This is a genomic window from Gordonia sp. 852002-50395_SCH5434458 (assembly GCF_001665905.1).
Taxonomy (GTDB): Bacteria; Actinomycetota; Actinomycetes; order Mycobacteriales; family Mycobacteriaceae; genus Gordonia; species Gordonia jacobaea.
Window position 1 is genome coordinate 177,982 of the sequence record NZ_LZTC01000035.1, and the last position, 18,966, is coordinate 196,947.

The 18,966-nt window shown below is 65.8% G+C and carries 19 protein-coding genes; 10 read left to right on the forward strand and 9 right to left on the reverse strand.

All coding sequences use genetic code 11. The annotated features are described in order from the left end of the window. Positions 1-141: 141 nt before the first annotated feature. A complete protein-coding gene (locus A5785_RS07260; RefSeq protein ID WP_064863639.1) occupies positions 142-438 on the reverse strand; it encodes a WhiB family transcriptional regulator in 297 nt (98 codons plus the stop codon). A 452-nt stretch (positions 439-890) separates the two neighbouring features. Between A5785_RS07260 and A5785_RS07265 the strand changes: the two genes are divergently transcribed. From A5785_RS07265 to A5785_RS07275, 3 genes are read left to right on the forward strand one after another with little or no spacing between them, the layout of a single operon-like run. Continuing rightward, complete coding sequence (locus A5785_RS07265) at positions 891-1,772, forward strand: hypothetical protein (protein ID WP_197500806.1); 882 nt, start codon at positions 891-893, stop codon at positions 1,770-1,772. After that, positions 1,753-2,340: a sigma-70 family RNA polymerase sigma factor gene (locus A5785_RS07270; protein ID WP_005207924.1), complete on the forward strand. Its 588-nt coding sequence runs from the start codon at positions 1,753-1,755 to the stop codon at positions 2,338-2,340. The genes A5785_RS07265 and A5785_RS07270 overlap by 20 nt, the downstream gene beginning before the upstream one ends. Next, complete coding sequence (locus A5785_RS07275; protein ID WP_197500807.1) at positions 2,324-3,259, forward strand: anti-sigma-D factor RsdA; 936 nt, start codon at positions 2,324-2,326, stop codon at positions 3,257-3,259. The genes A5785_RS07270 and A5785_RS07275 overlap by 17 nt, the downstream gene beginning before the upstream one ends. A gap of 217 nt (positions 3,260-3,476) precedes the next feature. On the opposite strand, the gene A5785_RS07280 is transcribed toward A5785_RS07275, so the two are convergent. Then, positions 3,477-3,860, reverse strand: coding sequence for a DUF5319 domain-containing protein (locus A5785_RS07280; RefSeq protein WP_064865515.1), 384 nt, complete (start codon positions 3,858-3,860; stop codon positions 3,477-3,479). A 224-nt stretch (positions 3,861-4,084) separates the two neighbouring features. On the opposite strand from A5785_RS07280, the gene guaB reads away from it, so the two are divergent. From guaB to A5785_RS07295, 3 genes are all read left to right on the forward strand, one after another. Next, positions 4,085-5,596 (forward strand): IMP dehydrogenase, encoded by a 1,512-nt coding sequence (guaB, locus tag A5785_RS07285; protein ID WP_049699606.1) that lies wholly within the window; start codon positions 4,085-4,087, stop codon positions 5,594-5,596. A 75-nt stretch (positions 5,597-5,671) separates the two neighbouring features. After that, the gene (locus A5785_RS07290; protein ID WP_064865517.1) at positions 5,672-6,814 is read left to right on the forward strand and encodes a GuaB3 family IMP dehydrogenase-related protein; all 1,143 of its coding nucleotides are present in this window, start codon (positions 5,672-5,674) and stop codon (positions 6,812-6,814) included. Between the two features lie 68 nt (positions 6,815-6,882). Next, positions 6,883-8,682 (forward strand): GMC family oxidoreductase N-terminal domain-containing protein, encoded by a 1,800-nt coding sequence (locus A5785_RS07295; protein WP_231895443.1) that lies wholly within the window; start codon positions 6,883-6,885, stop codon positions 8,680-8,682. Positions 8,683-8,815: 133 nt separating this feature from the next. On the opposite strand, the gene A5785_RS07300 is transcribed toward A5785_RS07295, so the two are convergent. From A5785_RS07300 to A5785_RS07310, 3 genes are read right to left on the reverse strand one after another with little or no spacing between them, the layout of a single operon-like run. Next, positions 8,816-9,418, reverse strand: a complete 603-nt coding sequence (locus A5785_RS07300) for an energy-coupling factor transporter transmembrane component T family protein (protein ID WP_064865519.1) — start codon at positions 9,416-9,418, stop codon at positions 8,816-8,818. Then, positions 9,415-10,089 carry an energy-coupling factor ABC transporter ATP-binding protein gene (locus A5785_RS07305; RefSeq protein WP_064865522.1) on the reverse strand — a complete coding sequence of 225 codons (675 nt, stop codon included), beginning with the start codon at positions 10,087-10,089 and terminating at the stop codon, positions 9,415-9,417. The genes A5785_RS07300 and A5785_RS07305 overlap by 4 nt, the downstream gene beginning before the upstream one ends. Positions 10,090-10,111: 22 nt before the next feature. Further along, the gene (locus tag A5785_RS07310; protein ID WP_064865649.1) at positions 10,112-10,765 is read right to left on the reverse strand and encodes a biotin transporter BioY; all 654 of its coding nucleotides are present in this window, start codon (positions 10,763-10,765) and stop codon (positions 10,112-10,114) included. A 114-nt stretch (positions 10,766-10,879) separates the two neighbouring features. On the opposite strand from A5785_RS07310, the gene guaA reads away from it, so the two are divergent. Then, the gene (guaA, locus tag A5785_RS07315) at positions 10,880-12,505 is read left to right on the forward strand and encodes a glutamine-hydrolyzing GMP synthase (protein WP_064865650.1); all 1,626 of its coding nucleotides are present in this window, start codon (positions 10,880-10,882) and stop codon (positions 12,503-12,505) included. A gap of 26 nt (positions 12,506-12,531) precedes the next feature. On the opposite strand, the gene A5785_RS07320 is transcribed toward guaA, so the two are convergent. After that, positions 12,532-12,783 (reverse strand): hypothetical protein, encoded by a 252-nt coding sequence (locus A5785_RS07320; protein ID WP_372495556.1) that lies wholly within the window; start codon positions 12,781-12,783, stop codon positions 12,532-12,534. Next, on the reverse strand, positions 12,780-14,135 hold the full coding sequence (locus A5785_RS07325; protein ID WP_064865527.1) for a PspC domain-containing protein: 1,356 nt from the start codon (positions 14,133-14,135) through the stop codon (positions 12,780-12,782). The genes A5785_RS07320 and A5785_RS07325 overlap by 4 nt, the downstream gene beginning before the upstream one ends. An 82-nt stretch (positions 14,136-14,217) precedes the next feature. Between A5785_RS07325 and A5785_RS07330 the strand changes: the two genes are divergently transcribed. Both A5785_RS07330 and A5785_RS07335 read left to right on the forward strand, forming a co-directional pair. After that, positions 14,218-15,546, forward strand: coding sequence for an ATP-binding protein (locus A5785_RS07330; RefSeq protein WP_231895444.1), 1,329 nt, complete (start codon positions 14,218-14,220; stop codon positions 15,544-15,546). Beyond that, the gene (locus tag A5785_RS07335) at positions 15,543-16,238 is read left to right on the forward strand and encodes a response regulator (protein ID WP_064865531.1); all 696 of its coding nucleotides are present in this window, start codon (positions 15,543-15,545) and stop codon (positions 16,236-16,238) included. Before A5785_RS07330 ends, A5785_RS07335 begins: the two co-directional genes overlap by 4 nt. Positions 16,239-16,241: 3 nt before the next feature. Here A5785_RS07335 and A5785_RS07340 read toward each other — a convergent pair whose 3' ends face one another. Then, entirely contained in the window at positions 16,242-17,558 is a 1,317-nt protein-coding gene (locus A5785_RS07340) for a serine/threonine-protein kinase (protein WP_064865534.1), read from the reverse strand. A gap of 105 nt (positions 17,559-17,663) precedes the next feature. On the opposite strand from A5785_RS07340, the gene A5785_RS07345 reads away from it, so the two are divergent. Then, positions 17,664-18,695: an Rv2578c family radical SAM protein gene (locus A5785_RS07345; protein WP_064865536.1), complete on the forward strand. Its 1,032-nt coding sequence runs from the start codon at positions 17,664-17,666 to the stop codon at positions 18,693-18,695. A 61-nt stretch (positions 18,696-18,756) separates the two neighbouring features. Here A5785_RS07345 and A5785_RS07350 read toward each other — a convergent pair whose 3' ends face one another. Beyond that, positions 18,757-18,966 carry a hypothetical protein gene (locus A5785_RS07350; protein WP_156528008.1) on the reverse strand — a complete coding sequence of 70 codons (210 nt, stop codon included), beginning with the start codon at positions 18,964-18,966 and terminating at the stop codon, positions 18,757-18,759.

Consider the following 18,966-nt stretch of genomic DNA (forward strand, 5'->3'; position numbering starts at 1 on the left):
GGTGCTCGCGGTCTGACGTCTGACCGCACGTGACACGAAGAAAAGCCCGGGCCGACCGCGAATGTGGTCGGCCCGGGCTTTTTTGCGTTCCTATGGCCTGCTGAGTGTTCTCATGGCTTGTTGCGCTGTGTGAGTGCTTGGTCAGCTCGCGATACGTCGTCCGACGCCGCGCTTCATCAGCATGCTGCGCTCGGACTCCGAGAGTCCGCCCCAGATCCCGTAGGGCTCGGCGACCGCGAGAGCGTGCTCACGGCAATGCGCAATCACCGGGCACTGGTGGCACATTTCTTTCGCGCGACGCTCGCGCTGGGCACGTGCCCGTCCCCGCTCACCATCAGGATGAAAGAACATCGAGGAGTCGACGCCGCGGCATAGGCCTTCCATTTGCCAATCCCAGATATCGGCATTAGGTCCGGGGAGATGATTTGGCTGAGGCATGGCACGAACTCCTTTGATTCTCGAGGTACCGCTGCACTGCTCCACCGACCGCGAGACCGGCGGAACCACACTGGCGCATCGCCGCTATCGGCTGTGCATGGCAAACACTAGGCGGACGGCGGAAACAGCGTCAATAGTGCCTCTCGAGGACAAGATCGTTCAAAAAATTCCATCGTTGTTAACGAAATGTTGTGTGGCCGGCCGCGGCTAGCACAGGCCGACCCCGCCACCTGCGGAGACCCTTATCGGAACCCCTCGAGGGGTCGTGAGCTGCGCAGATGCGGATCGATTTCACTCTGGGCGAGCGGAAGTACGATCGTAGGCGCCTGCGGGACCAAGAACGCCGAGTAACACGGAGGAAATGTTCTCATCATGCGTACGTGACGTTGGCGTCGAATTAAAGAATTGTGACGGCAGGTTAAATTCAGGAAAACGGAGACAATGGAAGTGATGTGGACCACGGGATTGTGTTGAATTCGCTGCGAAATCAATGGTGGGAGGCCGTCGAACGCGGAGGACTCGGCGACGGGGCTGCGGCGCTGACCATGCTCGACCGACTCCGTGAGCGCGCCAGAACGGTCGACGCCTGCGAGGTGATCTCACTGGCGTGGAGTACTACGGCGTCGCTGCACCGACAGTCGGGTCGACATGACCTCGCCCTCGGGTTCGACGCCGCGGCGCTAACCGCACTGGACGATCCTTTCGGCTCCGCAGATCCCTGGGTTCGCGTTGCCGCGCACGACGCCGTCGTCGGGCTCGCCGCCGACAACCTCGGGCTATTCCGATTCGCGGCGTCGGGTCGGCTACTTTCAAGGGCTCGAGAGCTACTCGGCCGCGACGTCGACGATGCGGCCGCCAACACGTGGTCGACGTTTGTCACCGATCTTCGCCCGCGCGTGCGCGAGCGTTGGGTCGGTGCCGAACTGGCCATCTACACCGGCGACGCTGATCAGGCGCGTCGTCTCATCGGTGAGGCCCAAATAATGATGGCCTCGGTGTCGTCGGACCATGAGCGTCATCACATCAAGACAGACCTCATCGCCGCAGCGTCGGCGAACGATACATCCGACGCTGCTGCAGTTGCGCAGGCATGTCTGCGTCGCGCGCGAGGGGGCGGATTTGTGCCGCTGACCTGGGCATCGTTGTCTTTGCTGCAGGGCCTTGGCGACACGTCGTATACGACGATTGCAGCCATCGCCGCGTCGCATGACATGCTTGTGGATCGGGGGATGCCTTTCGCTGGCCGCTCGCAGATCCATCACGACCCGATTGATCAGGCAACACAAACGTGTAACACGGGAATCTCAACTGACGATGAAACTGACAGGTGTTGAGTTAGACGAAGCCGTCCGCGCAGCCGCGTCGGGCGACCGGGTCGCACTCACGTCAGTCCTCGAAAGTGTGCAGGAACCGATCGTGCGCTACTGCCGAGGGCGAATCGGTGTCGGAGAACGCCATTTGTTCTCCGCTGACGACGTGGCGCAGGAGGCCCTTATGGCTGTCATGACCGCGCTGCCCCGGTATCAGGACCAGGGGCGACCGTTCATGGCCTTTGTGTACGGCATTGCCTCGCACAAGGTGGCTGACGCCATGCGCGTCGCCGGTCGCGTGAAAGCCGACCCCGTCGAGCAGCTCCCCGAGGTCGTCCAGGTCACTGGGGGACCGGAGCAGAGCGCACTCGACGCCGACGCCAGCCGAGAGATGAAGGCACTTCTCGCGTTGATTCCGGAGAAGCAACGCGAAGTACTCATCCTGCGTCTGGTCGTCGGACTGTCTGCTGAAGAGACCGCAGAAGCCGTGGGGAGCACCCCCGGCGCGGTCCGCGTCGCGCAACACCGAGCATTGGCCAAGTTGAAGGAACAGCTGAGAAAGGCGGGAGGGCATGATGAACGACGAGCATGAGTCGCATCGTGGTCGCTCCGTGCCGGGTCGGCGGCAGTCGGGGGGCATGCACGACACCGGAACAGGTGCGTACAGATTTCCGACAGGGGAGTGGGCGACTCCCGACGACACACCCGTGGATATCTCCGCGGTTGCGTTCGACGACGCGTTCATCGACGCGCTGTCGCACGACGTACCGACGCCGACACGCGATGACGCCGAGTACGAGCTCGCGGGACTGCTCTCCGCGTGGCGCCATGAGTCGCTCGCCGATCCGCTGCCACTCGGCCCGACCGTCACCGACGTCGAGAACGCCATCGCCGCGGAACATCCGCGCGCTCGGACCCGCACTATCGTGCGTACGCTCCGCATTGTCGCCGGTGCCGCCGCGGTTGCGATCGTTGCCGCTGCCGGGCTCACGGTGATGTCGCAGGGTTCCGAACCCGGCGACCCGCTGTGGAACGTCAAGAAGGTCGTGTTCGCGCAGGCCGCGTCGGAAACGCAAGCTGCATACGACGTCCGGTCGAACCTCGAGAAGGCCGAGGCTGAACTCGCCGCGGGCAACACTCCTGCCGCCGAATCGTTGATCTCCCAGGCGGAGAAGTCGATGGGACCGGTCCGGGATTCTGATACCCGCTCACATATGGACGAGTGGATCGGACGGCTGCGAGCCGACACCGGGACCACAGCGCGCAGCGGTGCCCCGGCGACCTCACCGAACGGCGGAAACCCCGACCCCTCGCAGGCGCGGACGTCTGAACCGGAACAGCCGACCGACCAGCTCACGAGTCAGACAAAGCCTGAGACGACGCCGCCCCACACGACGCCGCCGACCAGCGAGATGCCGACGACCACGACAAAGCCGCCGACGACGACCACAACGACCACCACGACGGCGGCCAACGAAGGACCGTCGAGTAGCTGGCCCCCATCGAGCTGAGTGTCGCGCTCTAGCTGAATGTCGCCCTTTAGTTGAATGTCACCGTCTAGCTGAAGTCACCGTCGAGTGATCGGCTGTCAGTCAGACGGAGTAGGACCTTCCTTAATAGACAAGCCACGAGTTCCGCAGTCGCGGGGCTCGTGGCTTGTTGTGTGGTGTCGCCGACTACGCCGGGCAGAAGATCTAGAGGCCCCGACGTTCGTCGATACGGTCAGCGCTAGTTGTCGAGATGGTGATGCGCGTCGGCATAGCCGCGGCAGTAGTCCCACGTCACATAGGCGTCGGGACGCGGATCGACGGCAGGCTCGTGCGGCCGCACGGTCCCATCGATCAACAGTTGAAGTAGGTTGGCGCGCAGCATGTCCCAGTCGTGGTAGTGGTCTTCCTGGCAGTCGTCGCAGACCACGACGAGCCCACGAATCCCCCGATGTGCCAGCAACGCCTCATAGACGGCGAGGTCGGCCAGATCCTCCTCGACCGCGAGCCGCTCGCTCTCATCCAAAGGGATGCCAGGCTCCATCGAATCCAGCATCGAAGCCGGATCGCTGGGGTCGTCGGCGAACGGGTCTGGTGGAAGGCCCGGTGGGAGATGATCACGCACGACTCCACCGTAACCGATTGCAGCGCATGGCTGCCGCATCGCTCCACAGATTGTTTTTGCGCGGCTCGTGGCTGCGCCTCTCGCCCCGTTCTTCGTCCTCATCGCATCGTCGCTTCGCTCCTCGCTCTTCGTCGTGCAGAACGGGGCGGCGCATCCACGTGCCGACGCGATCGCTTCGCTGCGGGCGAAATCAGCGGCGTCCCATTACCAGATAGAATGGACGAATGACGCAGGTTCGCACCGGAGGAGACGACCCCGGCAAGGTCGCAATGCTCGGACTGACGTTTGACGACGTCCTCTTGTTGCCCTCGGCATCGGATGTGATTCCCAGTGAGGTCGACACATCCACGCGGGTGACCAAGGAGATCACGCTCCGCGTGCCTCTCGTCAGTTCGGCGATGGACACCGTCACCGAGTCGCGCATGGCCATCGCCATGGCGCGCGCGGGCGGCATGGGCGTCCTTCACCGCAACTTGTCGATCGAGGCCCAGGCCGGCCAGGTGGAGACGGTCAAGCGCTCCGAGGCGGGCATGGTGACCGATCCGGTGACCTGTTCGCCGAGCAACACCCTCGCCGAGGTCGACGCCATGTGTGCCCGGTACCGCATCTCCGGCCTGCCGGTCGTCGACGATCGCGGCGAACTCGTCGGCATCATCACCAACCGCGACATGCGCTTCGAGGTCGACCAGGACCGCCCGGTCTCCGAGGTGATGACCAAGGCGCCGCTCATCACCGCGCAGGAGGGCGTGTCCGCCGAGGCCGCGCTGGGCCTCCTGCGTCGCAACAAGGTCGAGAAGCTGCCGATCGTCGACGGCAACGGCAAGCTCACCGGCCTCATCACGGTCAAGGACTTCGTCAAGACCGAGCAGCACCCGCTCGCCACCAAGGATTCCGACGGTCGACTGCTCGTCGGTGCGGCCGTGGGAACCGGCGACCCGCAGTGGGAACGCGCGATGGCGCTCTCCGACGCCGGCGCCGATGTGATCATCGTCGACACCGCCCACGCGCATAACCGGCTGGTGCTCGAGATGGTCGCCAAGCTCAAGGCCGAGATCGGCGATCGCGTGCAGATCGTCGGCGGCAATGTCGCAACGCGTGAGGCCGCGCAGGCGCTCGTCGACGCGGGCGCCGACGCCGTCAAGGTCGGTGTCGGTCCCGGCTCGATTTGCACGACCCGCGTCGTCGCAGGTGTCGGTGCCCCGCAGATCACCGCCATCCTCGAAGCCGTCGCCGTCTGCAACAAGGCAGGCGTTCCGGTCATCGCCGACGGTGGCGTGCAGTACTCCGGCGACATCGCCAAGGCACTCGCGGCGGGCGCGTCGACCGTCATGCTCGGTTCGCTCCTCGCAGGCACGGCCGAGGCTCCCGGCGACCTGATCCTGGTCAACGGTAAGCAGTTCAAGAGCTACCGAGGCATGGGATCGCTCGGCGCCATGCAGGGTCGTGGACAGGCCAAGTCGTACTCCAAGGACCGCTACTTCCAAGACGACGTGCTCGCCGAGGAGAAGCTGGTCCCCGAGGGCATCGAAGGACGGGTGCCCTACCGCGGGCCACTCGGCCAGGTGGTCCACCAGCTCGTCGGCGGGCTTCGTGCGTCGATGGGGTACACCGGATCGTCGACCATCGATCACCTACAGGGTGCACGGTTCGTCCAGATCACCGCGGCGGGCCTCAAGGAATCGCATCCGCACGACATCACACTCACCGCCGAGGCGCCGAACTACTATTCCCGCTGACGTCGTCGTGATCGTCGCGATCACGACGCCGCACAGTCGAATAGCAGTCCATCAAACCCCAAGAGAGGCGCAACGGTGCGTGACCTGACCGATATCGGCATGGGCAGAACCGCCCGTCGAACATACGAACTCGACGACATCAGCATCGTCCCATCACGACGGACGCGCTCGTCGAAAGAGGTGTCGACGGCCTGGCAGATCGACGCGTATCGATTCGACTCGCCGATCCTGAGCCATCCCACCGACGCCCTCGTCTCCCCACAGATGGCGGTGACGCTCGGAAAGCTCGGCTCCCTCGGCGCGATCAACGGCGAGGGCCTCTGGGCGCGTCACCGCGAAGTTGAGGAAAAGATCGCGCAACTCGTCGACATCGCGCTCAACGATCCCGATCCGTCCGCGCCCGTGCGCTTTCTGCAGGAACTGCATCGCGCCCCGATCGATACCGATCTGCTCGGCGAAGCAGTGAGCTTTGTGCGCGACGCAGGCGTGACGACCGCCGTCCGCGTGAGCCCGCAACACGCGCCGGAACTGACGCCTGCTCTCCTGGCAGCCGGAGTGGAGATCCTGGTCGTGCACGGCACGATCATCTCCGCCGAGCACGTTGTCCGGGGCGAAGAAGAACCCCTCAACCTCAAGACATTCATCGCCGAACTCGACATCCCGGTGATCGCGGGCGGCGTGCACGACCACCGGACAGCGCTTCACCTGATGCGGACCGGCGCTGCCGGCGTAATCGTCGGATACGGCTCCGCCGAAGGAGCGACGACGACGTCGGAGGTGCTCGGTATCGGCGTTCCGATGGCCACCGCCATCGCCGACGCCGCGGCGGCACGTCGGGAATACCTCGACGAGACCGGTGGACGCTACGTTCACGTCATCGCCGACGGCGACATCCACACCTCGGGCGATCTCGCCAAGGCGATCGCCTGTGGAGCCGACGCCGCGGTGCTCGGCACTCCGTTGGCCGCAGCAGCCGAAGCCCCAGGGCATGGCTGGTACTGGCCGTCGGCCGCAGCACATCCCGACACTCCGCGCGGCGCACTGCTGCGCGTCGCGACCGACGAGGGCCGACCAAGCCTTGAGACCGTGCTCAACGGACCGTCCGACGACCCGTTCGGAGAGCTGAATCTCGTTGGCGCGCTGCGTCGTTCGATGGCGAAGGCCGGCTACTCCGATCTCAAGGAGTTTCAGAAGGTAGGGCTGTCGGTCCGCGCGTGAGGCCGCACTTGCCCATCAGGTGAGACCGCCGTCACGTCATGTGACAACGAGCGTTAGAATGGTTGGCTATGGCAGCCCACCATGGTTTCGACAAGCTCAACCAGCGCGAGAACAAGCTCAACCAGCGCGAGAACAAGTCTCACTTCGACGTGCTCATCGTCGGTTCCGGTTTCGGCGGCAGCGTCAGTGCGCTGCGCCTCGTCGAAAAGGGGTACCGCGTCGGGGTGATCGAAGCCGGACGTCGGTTCGAAGACCACGAGTTCGCCAAGACGAGTTGGCGTCTCCACAAGTGGCTCTGGGCGCCGAAGCTCGGGCTGTACGGGATTCAGCGCATCCACGCACTCAAAGACGTGATGATCATGGCGGGAGCGGGCGTCGGCGGTGGCTCGCTCAACTACGCCAACACTCTGTACAAGCCTCCGACACCGTTCTTCACCGACCCGCAGTGGAACCACATCACCGACTGGGAGGCCGAGCTCACGCCGCACTACGAACAGGCTCGACGCATGCTGGGTGTCGTCACCAATCCCACTGTCACCGAATCGGATCGGGTGATGCGCACCGTCGCCGAGCAGATGGGTGCGGCCGACACGTTCACGTCGACGCCGGTCGGCGTGTTCTTCGGTGCCAAGACCGGCCTGGCGGGAGTGCCGGGCGAGACCGTCCCGGATCCGTACTTCGGTGGAGCCGGACCCGAGCGGACCGCGTGCACCGAATGTGGCGCGTGCATGACCGGCTGTCGGGTCGGCGCGAAGAACACCCTGATGAAGAACTACCTCGGTCTCGCCGAGCGCAATGGCGCAACGATCATCGACCGCACCACCGTCGACGGACTCGTGCAGCGTGCCGACGGGACGTGGGAGGTCGAGACCAGGGGCTCGTCGTCGTGGGGTCCGTTCGGCGCGGGTAAGCGCACCTTCACCGCAGATCAGGTGATCGTCGCGGCCGGAACGTTCAACACCCAGAAGCTTCTCCACCGAGCGAAGGGCACGACGCTTCCGAATATCTCCGACGCGATGGGCGCGCTGACCCGTACCAACTCCGAATCGATCCTCGGCGCGATGGCCGCGAAATACGATCCGCAGCACGACTATTCGCACGGGGTGGCGATCACGTCGTCGTTCCATCCGGAGCCCAACACGCACATCGAGCCGGTTCGATACGGCAAGGGCAGCAACGCGATTGCGTATCTGCAGACGGTGCTCACCGATGGTGGGAGCAGGCGCAACCGGTTCGGCCAGTTCCTGAAGGAGATCGCGCGGAATCCCTTCCTTCTCGTGCGGCTTCTCTTCGTGCGCAAGTGGAGTCAGCGCACCGTGATCGCCCTGGTGATGCAGAGCAGCGACAACTCGCTGACCACATTCGTTCGCAAGCGCGGGCCGTTCCGCTACGTCACGAGCAAGCAGGGCCACGGTGAGCCGAATCCGACGTGGATTCCCAAGGGCAACGAGGCAACTCGACGCATCGCCGACATCCTGCCGGGAGGGCTCGCCGGTGGCACGTGGGGCGACGTGATGAACATGCCGCTCACCGCCCACTACCTCGGCGGGTGTGCCATCTCCGACGACCCCGCGAACGGCGTCGTCGACGCGTACCACCGTGTGTGGGGCTATCCGACACTGCATGTCACCGACGGTGCTGCGGTCTCGGCGAACCTCGGCGTCAACCCGTCGCTGACCATCTCGGCGCAGGCCGAGCGCGCGATCTCGTTATGGCCCAACAAGGGCGAAGACGACCAGCGTCCCGAGCAGGGAAGTGGTTACCTACGGCTCGCCCCGATCGCGCCGGCACACCCGGTTGTGCCCGCCGACGCGCCCGGTGCGCTGCGGCTGCCGATCACGCCGGTGTCCTCGGCTGTGACGTCCTGACCGCACGCCCGGCAGCGGGGGTGGCGCGCGCAGAAAACCACACCCTGCGGTTCCTCCGCCTGTACCGGTACATGCGAACGACCCACGAGGCGTAACTTTCTGCGCGGCTCGGAACCCGAGCACTCCGGTGTGATCAGTCCAGCCCGCGGGCGCTGAGGCTCTCGGCGAACCCGTCGGCGGTCCGCAGCGCGGCGATCACGATGGGCGCGACCAGGATTCGTGCACCGGGCCGCAGTCCGCGTGCGCGGCGCGCCTCGTCGACCTGGCCTGCGATCTCGACGATCAGTGGAATCGTCCGGATGGTCAGGGCGAGCGAGATCGCGATCAGGTCGGTGCGCACGCCGAGCTTGCTCAGCGGCGACATGGCGCGCGTCAGCGAATCGAGCATGTCGGTGGTGCGGGTGGTCAGGCTGACGACGGCGGCCAACAGTACCGAGAGCGCGAGTATGCCGCACACCAGAACCGCTCGACGCCAGTCGGTGAAGATGAGCTGAAACACGAAGACGAACAACAGAATCCACAGCGTCGGCCGGAACTGGCGCCACGCCGTGACAGGGCCGATGCCGGCCAGGGCGTAGACCGCGACGACCGCGGCGGCGGCAATCCCGAGCGCCGGAAGGGTTCTCACACACAGGGTGATGACGAGAATGCCTGCGGCGAGGCCCAGCAACTTCACGCCAGGGGAGGCCCTGTGCAGCAGCGAGTTTCCGGGCCGGTACGTGCCGAGCGGATTCATGCCATCGCCTCGCGATAGGCGGGCAGTGCGACGCCGGGCACATCGTCGACGGTGATGACCCCGTCGTCGATGACGAGAACGCGCTCGAAGTCGTCGACCAGGTCGAGGTCGTGGGTGACCACGACGAGTTGGACATCCAGGTCGGCGAACACGCGGCGCAACATGCGGCTGTTGCGTAGATCGAGGAGCGTCGTCGGTTCGTCGGCGACGATGATCGACGGTTCGGTGACGAATACGGCTGCGAGTGCGAGAAGTTGCTTCTGCCCGCCGGACAATCTGCTCGCGGGTTGGTCGGCGTGGTCGGCGAGGCCGAAACGATCGAGCACGCTCATCGCGCGGTCTCGACGTTCGGCTTTGTTCAGATCCGTTCTGGTCAGCGAGAGTTCGATGTCTTCGCGCACCGTCGGCATGATGATCTGCCGGTCAGGGTCGGAGAAGATGAACCCGACGCGCCGTCGAACACGACGCTTCTCCTTCGACGCGTCGAGGCCATCGACCACGACGGTCCCGGTGTCGGGGACGACGAGCGCGTTGATCATCCGCGCCAGCGTCGACTTTCCGCTGCCGTTGGCACCCACGATGCCGATGCGTCGTTCGGGGAGGTCGACCGAGACGTCACTCAACACCCGACGGCCGTCGAATGAGTGTGAGACGTCGCGGAATTCGATCACGCGAGGTCCATGCGGTGAGTTGTCATGCGGTGAGTGAGACGACGCGTCCACGTCGGATGCGCAGTGGGGTGATGAGGCCCGGCCACCCCCGGTGCACCTGGCTGGCGACGAGCGCCGCGATCACCGCCTTGACGGCATCGCCTGCGATGAACCAGCCGTTGGCCGCGATCGCCGCCCACAGCGTGAGGTCGGCGCGAATCATCAGGCCGATGGTGCCGCAGATGTAGATCACCAGCACTCCGCCGATCAGATTCGACACGATGCCCAGCAGGATTCGATAGCGCGGCATCATGAACGCCGTCAACAACCCGATCACGAACACGCCGGGCAGGAAGCCGACGAAGAACCCGGCCGTCGGCGACGACAGCGCGGTCAATCCGTTGCGACCGCCCGAGAGGATCGGGAGTCCCGCGATCGCGAGGACCATGAAGATGACCACCGCCAGCGTGCCCTTCTTGGGGCCGAGGATGGCGCCGGTCAGCATCACACCAAGGGTCTGAAACGTGATGGGTACGCCCGCGCTGCCGACGCTGATCTGCCCCGGCAAGCCGAGTGCGGCGATCAGTGCGGCGAACACGGCGGCCTGGGTGATGTCGGAGATCGACAGGGACAGCCATCGCCGCCCCGGCCTGTCGGCGGATGACCTGGCCTTTTCGCGCTCGTCTGAGGTGCTCATATCGACATGGAGTATCCCACGGCGGCACCTGCGCTCCGAGGGCCCCGCCTGCGCGGCGGTGACGGGTGCCGCCTGCGCGGTGATGACGTCGGTGCGCACGCATAGAATGGGGTGGTGACAGACTCTTCCGCCGACAACTCGCCTGCCGACCGATCTTCTGCCGAGAACGCGCTCGTCGAGGGCCCGCGACCGGTCCTCGTCATCGACTTCGGTGCACAGTATGCGCAACTGATCGCTCGACGTGTCCGTGAGGCGCGCATCTACTCCGAGGTCATCGCCCACGACGCCTCGATCGACGAGTTCAAGGCCAAGGATCCTGCCGCGATCATCCTGTCCGGCGGGCCGGCATCGGTCTACGCAGACGACGCGCCGAGCCTCGACCCCGCAATCCTCGAGCTGGGCATCCCCGTGTTCGGGATCTGCTATGGCTTTCAGACAATGGCTGCCGCGCTCGGCGGCGAGGTGGCCAACACAGGTGGGCGCGAGTTCGGGCGCACGACGTTCACCGCCACCGACGACGGCGTGCTGCATCGCGGTCTCGATCGCAACCAGCCCGTGTGGATGAGCCACAACGACGCCGTGCAGGTGGCGCCCGAGGGCTTCGTCGTCACAGGATCGACGCCCGGTGCGCCCGTCGCGGCGTTCGAGTCCGTCGAGTCGAAGATGGCAGGCGTGCAGTACCACCCCGAGGTGCTGCACACGCCGCACGGACAGCAGGTACTCACCCGGTTCCTCTACGAGATCGCGGGCCTCGAGGCCGATTGGACGCCCGCGAACATCGCCGACGCACTGATCGACCAGGTCTCCGACCAGATCGGCGACGGCCTCGCGATCTGCGGTCTGTCCGGCGGTGTCGACTCCGCGGTTGCGGCAGCGCTGGTTCAGCGAGCCATCGGCGACCGTCTGACCTGCGTGTTCGTCGACCACGGACTGCTACGTGCCGGTGAGCGTGAGCAGGTCGAGCACGACTTCGTCGCCGCCACCGGTGCGCGGCTGGTGACGGTCGACGCCGCAGACAAGTTCCTCGCCGAACTGTCCGGCGTCAGCGATCCCGAGACCAAACGTAAGATCATCGGACGCGAGTTCATCCGCTCGTTCGAAGGTGCGGTCAGTGACGTGCTCGGCGATCGGGCGGCCAACGGCGACAAGGTCGACTTCCTGGTCCAGGGCACGCTGTACCCCGACGTCGTCGAATCCGGCGGCGGTAGTGGTACCGCAAACATCAAGAGCCACCACAACGTCGGCGGGCTGCCAGACGATCTCGAGTTCAGCCTCGTCGAGCCCCTGCGGTTGTTGTTCAAAGACGAGGTGCGAGCGGTCGGACGTGAACTCGGTTTGCCCGAGGAGATCGTGGCGCGTCAGCCATTCCCCGGACCCGGTCTTGCCATCCGCATCGTCGGCGACGTGACCGCCGACCGCCTCTCGATGCTGCGCAAGGCCGACCTCATCGCCCGCGAGGAGCTGACCGCTGCGGGTCTCGATCACCAGATCTGGCAGTGCCCCGTGGTGTTGCTGGCCGACGTGCGCAGCGTCGGCGTCCAAGGCGACGGCCGCACCTACGGGCATCCGATCGTCCTCCGGCCGGTATCGAGCGAGGACGCGATGACCGCCGACTGGACGCGCGTGCCGTATGAGGTGCTCGAGACGATCTCCACCCGCATCACCAACGAGGTGCCCGACGTGAACCGCGTCGTCCTCGACGTCACGAGCAAACCGCCAGGCACCATCGAGTGGGAATAGGGGCCAAGCGGAAGTAGAGGCGAACACTATCGCCGTCGCGCGCCGCTGACCAGGAGCACCAGGCCGACGATCAGCCCGATCCCGACGACGCCCCAGCCGAGGACCGACGCCGACGGGAGACCGGGCTTATCGGTCAGGCCCCAGATCGCCACCGCGATCGCGGCGATGCCGAGGAGGGCGAGACCGGGTGCGCGGCGGCCGACGGCATCACTAGCCTGCTCGGTGCTCCCGGTTCCCTTGCCTTCTGCTTCCATGCCTTTTGGGCTCCAGTCGTTCATCGGGTCACCTCCACGCTGCCCACGTTGGCGTGCGCGTTGATCGTCAACACCGGCATGTCGGCGCCGGCCGTGCCGACGGATAGCCCTTCTGGACATTGCGGATCACCGACATTCAACGTGCAGTTCGCCCGCACGTTCATGTCCTTCGGAACCCGCACGGTCACCTCGCCGAGGCCCGCACGAAGGTCGACGGTGCGGTCCGACGTGAGTGTGAGGTCGCGGACGTCGAGTTCGAGTGCGCCCATGGTGACCGAGTAGCTGTCGCGAATGTCGTTCTCGGACAGTGGCTTATACATGCGCTGACCCACGCCGCCGGACGGCACGACGCTCTCGTCGGACTGTCCGACCCACGTTGTCGTTGCGCCTGTGACGATGACCGCCGCGCCCAACGCGACGGTGAGGGGGACGAGTCCGACCTGCCGTCGCCCAGTGGATCGACGCAACGCGGCGAGCGTGAGCAGGCCAACGCCCACGACCGCGAGGGCCAAGGAGAGAATGCGTGTCGGGGTGAACCACTCGACACCCGCCTGGTGTGCCGCCACACCGCTCATCGCCACCAGAAGTGCCGCTCCGACGACGAGGAGCGATGCCCGAGTCGAGGAGCGTCGGTTCTCCGGTACCGCGGGGGGCGTCGGCGTCGAGGGTTCGGGTAGATCCCAGGCGAACCGTGCGGCACCGAGCGGGTCCCACGAGGGCGGTTGACGGTCGGCGGTGGTGAACACCGAGGTCACCGCGTCGGCACTGTCGACGCAAGGTGCGGTGGGGACGTCGACGGCGGCGGGGGTCGGGGCAGCGACCGGCGCTCCCGTCGAGCTCGCGAATGTCGGTGCTGCTCCGGTGCGCAGCGCGCGTGGAGTCCAGCGTTGGAACTCATCCGAACTGGCCGACGGCCCCGCGTCGAGCGTGTCGGCGCTGGTACCGGGAAGCGGTGTGGGTGTTCGACGGAACAGCAGCCACCAGCCGAGCACCATCAGGACGGTGCCGAGCACGGCGCCCGAACTCCAGGTGCCGTGCGGACCGAACGACATCACCAGGATGATCACGACGGCGACGACGATCACGAACTTCGGGTTGTGGTGGCGGCCGTGACCGTGTGCGCTGTGATCGTTGGCGGGTCCGGCGGCCGACAGTCTGCTCGAGGGGAATGCGATCCAGCCGATGATGTAGAGGAGCAGGCCGCTACCACCGAACAGCGTCGAGACGACGAAGGCCACCTTCACGAGCGTCGGATCGACGCGGTAACGGAACGCGATGCCGGCGCAGACACCTGCGACGGTGCGTGGAATCGCCGGGCGAACGGGACGCGTGTGCCAGAGCTGTTCGATGTCTCCGCGAACTTGTGTGGCATCCATGAGTCCAATCCTGGCGGCATCGCGTGCTGTGGGCATCGGGGACATACCCTGACGTTCCCCCGGAAATCGGGGAACAACCCTGATGTGGCGACCGGGGTGTGTGGGGCAGTATCGAAGTGTGAGTACCCCTGCTGCCCCGGACGTGCCACCGATCCCTCGGCTGGTGCGGCGTGACGCGGGCCGGGTCATCGGTGGCGTCGCGGGCGGCGTTGCCGACCATCTCGGCGTCGATGCGTTCCGCGTCCGTGTGGTGTTTGTGGTGTTGGCTGCGCTGGCGGGTGCCGGTGTGCTGGCCTACGGACTGCTGTGGTTCTTCTGCCCGCAGGGCAACGACACCGAATCGCCCGCGCCGGGGGAGCGTCGACAGGCATTGGGTCTCGCGGTGCTCGCGCTGGTTGCGATGACCGTTGTCGGGTTCGCGGCGTCGGGAACGCCTGCCGCCTATCTCGTGCCGTTCGTGTTCGTCATGGTCGGTGCGGGCCTGGTATGGCGTGAGTTCGACACGTCGAAGACCGCGCCCCACAGCACCGCGCTCACCTGGACACGGTTGGCGGGCGGCGCGGTTCTCGTCGTCGGTGGTCTTGCAGTGATAGTCGTGGCGGGCAGACGCAACTACGGCGGCTTGAGCACCACGTTGCTCGCCGTTGCGGCCACGTTGATCGGTGTCGTTCTGCTGACCGTGCCCCTGTGGATGCGGTTGTGGCGCGCGCTGAACGAGGAGCGTGCCGCCCGTATCCGAAACGCCGAGCGCGAGGAGATCGCATCGCACCTGCACGACTCGGTACTGCAGACCCTCGCGCTCATCCAGAAGCAGGCGGGCAAGCCCGAGGAGGTTGCCCGGTTGGCCCGCAGTCAGGAGCGCGAGCTGCGTGGGTGGCTCTTCGGCGACGTCGCGCAGCGCGGCACGTCGTTGAGTGCGTCGATCCGAGAGGTCGGCGCAGAGGTGGAAGACACGTATGGGATCGAGGTCGAGGTGATCACCGTCGGTGATCTGCGGCCCGACGAGGGAGCCCGTCACGGACCGGGGAGCGAGGTACGACGCTGGCCCGCTCTGATCGGCGCGACGCGCGAGGCGCTCGTCAACGCGGCCAAGCACTCCGGCGAGCGTAGCGTCGACGTCTACATGGAGGTGGGCGACGAGGAGGTCGAGGTGTTCGTGCGCGATCGAGGCGTCGGATTCGATCGCGACGGTGTCGACCCGGACAGACAGGGGCTTACCCGCTCCATCACGTCTCGGGTGGAACGTGCTGGGGGACAGGCACGTATCGATTCGACGCCGGGGCGCGGCACGAACATCCGACTGATCATGCCGCGTCCCACGACGCACGCCGACGCGGACACCGATGGCCACGAGGCCACGCAGGAAACCACGCACACCGACGAGTCGATCGACCACGGGAAGGCACGATGAACGAGAACGCGACCGCCGGGCCGGATGCACAGAGCGCGTTGTGCCGAGTGTTTCTCGTCGACGACCACGCGGTGTTCCGCTCGGGTGTACGTGCCGAACTCGCCGACGAACCGGGATTGCACGTGGTCGGCGAGGCGGGCACCGTCGCCGATTCGATCACTGCGATCACGCGACTACGGCCAGACGTCGTGCTCCTCGACGTACACATGCCCGCCGGTGGTGGTGTCTCCGTATTGCGCGGTGTCACAGAGACATTGGGCGACGACGTGCCCGTCTTCCTCGCGCTCAGCGTGTCCGACGCCGCTGAGGATGTGATCGCCACGATCAGGGCGGGCGCACGCGGGTACGTGACCAAGACAATCGACGGTCGGGAACTCGCGGACGCGGTTCGGCGCGTCGCAGATGGCGATGCGGTATTCAGTCCGCGCCTCGCCGGATTCGTGCTCGATTCGTTTACTGGTAAGTCGTCGGTGCCCGAGCCCGCCCTCGATCCCGAACTCGACTCTCTCACAAGGCGAGAGCTCGAGGTGTTGCGTCTGTTGGCGCGCGGATACACCTACCGCGAGATCGCCGAGGAGTTGTTCATCTCGATCAAAACCGTAGAAACCCACGCGTCGAATGTCTTGCGGAAGACTCAGCAGTCCAACCGAAATGCGTTGACCCGGTGGGCGGCCACCCGCCACATCGGTTGAGGCTCAGCGCATCAAGACGATCGCGAGGACGATCACGACGGCCAGCACCACGAAGAAGGCGAGTACCGCCAGCGCGAGCGCCGTCGGCGATGTGCCCGAAGCTCGTTGGGAGGGTGGAAGACTCGCGTAGGGGTCGATCGGGTAATGCTCGCCCTGATACCGGCCACTCGGGTACTGGCCACTCGGATATTGCCCGCTCGGGAATGGCGGTGTCGACGAGACCAGAGTGTGGTGTCGAGGTTGCGACGGTGGGGTCTGCCATCCGGTGGCCACCGACGTGCCGGAGGTTCGTTGGTCTGACCTGGGGCGGGCCGACGGGAAACCACCGGGGCGGGCCGAATCTGGTTGTGACGTCTGGCCGGGTCCTGCGGGACTCGCGCCGTGCGGCGTATGCGGGGGAAGGGTTGTCGCACCCGATGCGCGGGGAATCAGGCTCGTCAGTATCTGATCGGCGGAGGCGCGCCCGCCGGACGCGACCGCGATGAGTTCGTCACGGGCCTGTGCCATTGTGATCCGCTTTGTGGGGCTGGGCTCGAGCATGTGCAGCAGCACTGGTTCGAGTGCGCCTGCCCGCTTCATCGGGTTGATCTGCGCACGAGCCACCTTGTGCAACATGACAAGTGAGTTGTCGTCGACTCCGAACGGTGGTTCGCCCTCGACCATCGTGTAGACCGTCGCACCGAGCGAGTACACGTCCGATGCCTCAGACGGTTCGGCACCACGCGCGACCTCGGGGGCGAAATATGCTGGGGTGCCTGTGATCACGCCGGTTTGCGTCAGGGAGACATCGTCCTTGGCGCGAGAGATACCGAAATCGGTGAGTTTGACCAGCCCCGCGTGACGTCCGGATTCGGAGATGAGGATGTTGCCGGGCTTGATGTCGCGGTGCACGATGCCCGCGGCGTGGGCCTCGGTCATGGCGTCGGCGACCTGTGCGCCGATCTTGGCCGATTCGGTGACGTCGAGTGTGCCTGCCGAGTAGAGGATCTGGGCGATACTCCGTGACGGAAGGTACTCCATCACCAGCCACGGTTCACCGCGGTCGAGCGCAACGTCGTGCATCGCGATCGCGTTGCGGTGGGCGAGTTTCGCGGCAATCCTGCCCTCGCGCATCGCGCGCTTACGGGCATTGTCGGCGGAATCGTCGGAGAGTCCCTCGGTGGAGAGGACCTGCTTGACCGCGACGTCGCGATCGAGCAGTTGGTCGCGGGCGAGCCAGACGGTGCCCATGCCACCGCCGCCGATTCGGGATTTCAGCCGATAACGGCCGGCCACCAGGTACTGGGGACCCGGTGTGCGGTAGCTCTCGGCGAATGACATACCGGCATGATAGCCGCGCGGCTGACTCCGGGTCGGTGCTCGGTGCGCTCGGCGGCGGGGCGCGGCGGGTTGACACCACCTAGTACGTATGTTCGACTCATCGGCATGAGGTGGTCCGAACAGGTGGTCGAAGCCGACGACGGCGCACTGCCGGGATTTGCGCGCGCCGGACTCGTCCGGTCGGTGCAGACTCCGGAGTTCGAGGGCATCACCTTTCACGAGGTGCTCGCCAAGAGTGCGCTCAATGCCATGCCGGAGGGGTCGGGGCTGCCGTTCCGGTTCACGGTCAACACCTTTCGTGGATGTTCGCACGCGTGCCGATACTGCTTCGCGCGGCCGACGCACGAGTACCTCGACCTCGATGCCGGGCGTGATTTCGACTCCCAGGTGGTGGTCAAGCTCAACGTCGCCGCGGTGTTGCGCAAAGAACTACGTCGGCGCTCGTGGCAACACGACACCGTCGCGCTCGGTACCAACACCGATCCGTATCAGCGTGCCGAGGGGCGCTATCGCCTGATGCCCGGCGTGATCACCGCGTTGGCGGAGTCGGGCACCCCGATATCGATACTGACGAAGGGCACGCTGTTACGTCGGGATCTGCCCCTGCTGCGTCAGGCGTCCGGACAGATCCCGGTGAGCATCGGTGTGTCGTTGGCGATCTTCGACGACGACCTGCAGAAACAGATCGAACCCGGGACGCCGTCGCCGCGGGCGCGACTGGAGCTCATTCGTGCCATCGCCGATGCGGGTTTCGCGCCACATGTGATGGTCGCTCCGGTCATCCCGTATCTGAGCGACTCCACTGCGCATCTCGACGCGCTGCTCGGAGCACTCGCCGAGGCGGGCGCCGCCGGTGTGACGGCGTTTCCGATGCATCTGCGCAGCTCGACGAAGCCATGGTTCATGAATTGGCTCGCCGAGAACCACCCGGCGCTGGTGCGCAAGTACCGCGGCCTCTACGGGCGTGGTGCCTATGTCACCGCGGAGTACTCGTCGTGGCTGCGAGATCGATTGCAGCCGTTGGTGGCTCGGCACGGTTTGACCGGCCGCGATCACGGCAGGACGGAGTTGGTGGATACCGGCGAGCGCGACCTGATCGCACCGCCCGAGATGGCCGAGGCGTTGACCTTGTTCTGAGCCGCGCAGTTCTAGGCTGCGCAGTTCTAGGCCGCGCAGTTCTGAGCCGCGCGGTTTTGAGTCAAGCGGTTCTGAGCCACGCCGCCCAGGTGTTCTCGGGCGGCGTGGTTGTTGTGCGGGTCGCTGTGGGGTCTGCGTCGTCGTGGGTCTGCGTCGCTGTGGGTCTGCGTCGCTGTGGGTCTGCGCCGTTGCGGGTGGTGATCATGTCGGCTCCTGCGCCGGTCGTCGCGTCTGCGGTGTCGACGGTTTGTCGAAGGTTGTGTTCGGTCAA

Excerpts from the sequence above, each read along its gene's own strand:
- A5785_RS07300 (WP_064865519.1), bottom strand. The coding sequence starts at position 9,418 with ATGAATCCGCTCGGCACGTACCGGCCCGGAAACTCGCTGCTGCACAGG.
- A5785_RS07335 (WP_064865531.1), top strand. The coding sequence starts at position 15,543 with ATGAACGAGAACGCGACCGCCGGGCCGGATGCACAGAGCGCGTTGTGC.
- A5785_RS07325 (WP_064865527.1), bottom strand. The coding sequence starts at position 14,135 with ATGGATGCCACACAAGTTCGCGGAGACATCGAACAGCTCTGGCACACG.
- A5785_RS07295 (WP_231895443.1), top strand. The coding sequence starts at position 6,883 with ATGGCAGCCCACCATGGTTTCGACAAGCTCAACCAGCGCGAGAACAAG.
- A5785_RS07345 (WP_064865536.1), top strand. The coding sequence starts at position 17,664 with ATGAGGTGGTCCGAACAGGTGGTCGAAGCCGACGACGGCGCACTGCCG.
- A5785_RS07340 (WP_064865534.1), bottom strand. The coding sequence starts at position 17,558 with ATGTCATTCGCCGAGAGCTACCGCACACCGGGTCCCCAGTACCTGGTG.
- A5785_RS07270 (WP_005207924.1), top strand. The coding sequence starts at position 1,753 with ATGAAACTGACAGGTGTTGAGTTAGACGAAGCCGTCCGCGCAGCCGCG.
- A5785_RS07310 (WP_064865649.1), bottom strand. The coding sequence starts at position 10,765 with ATGAGCACCTCAGACGAGCGCGAAAAGGCCAGGTCATCCGCCGACAGG.
- A5785_RS07320 (WP_372495556.1), bottom strand. The coding sequence starts at position 12,783 with ATGAACGACTGGAGCCCAAAAGGCATGGAAGCAGAAGGCAAGGGAACC.
- A5785_RS07330 (WP_231895444.1), top strand. The coding sequence starts at position 14,218 with ATGTGGCGACCGGGGTGTGTGGGGCAGTATCGAAGTGTGAGTACCCCT.
- A5785_RS07275 (WP_197500807.1), top strand. The coding sequence starts at position 2,324 with ATGAACGACGAGCATGAGTCGCATCGTGGTCGCTCCGTGCCGGGTCGG.
- A5785_RS07260 (WP_064863639.1), bottom strand. The coding sequence starts at position 438 with ATGCCTCAGCCAAATCATCTCCCCGGACCTAATGCCGATATCTGGGAT.
- guaB (WP_049699606.1), top strand. The coding sequence starts at position 4,085 with ATGACGCAGGTTCGCACCGGAGGAGACGACCCCGGCAAGGTCGCAATG.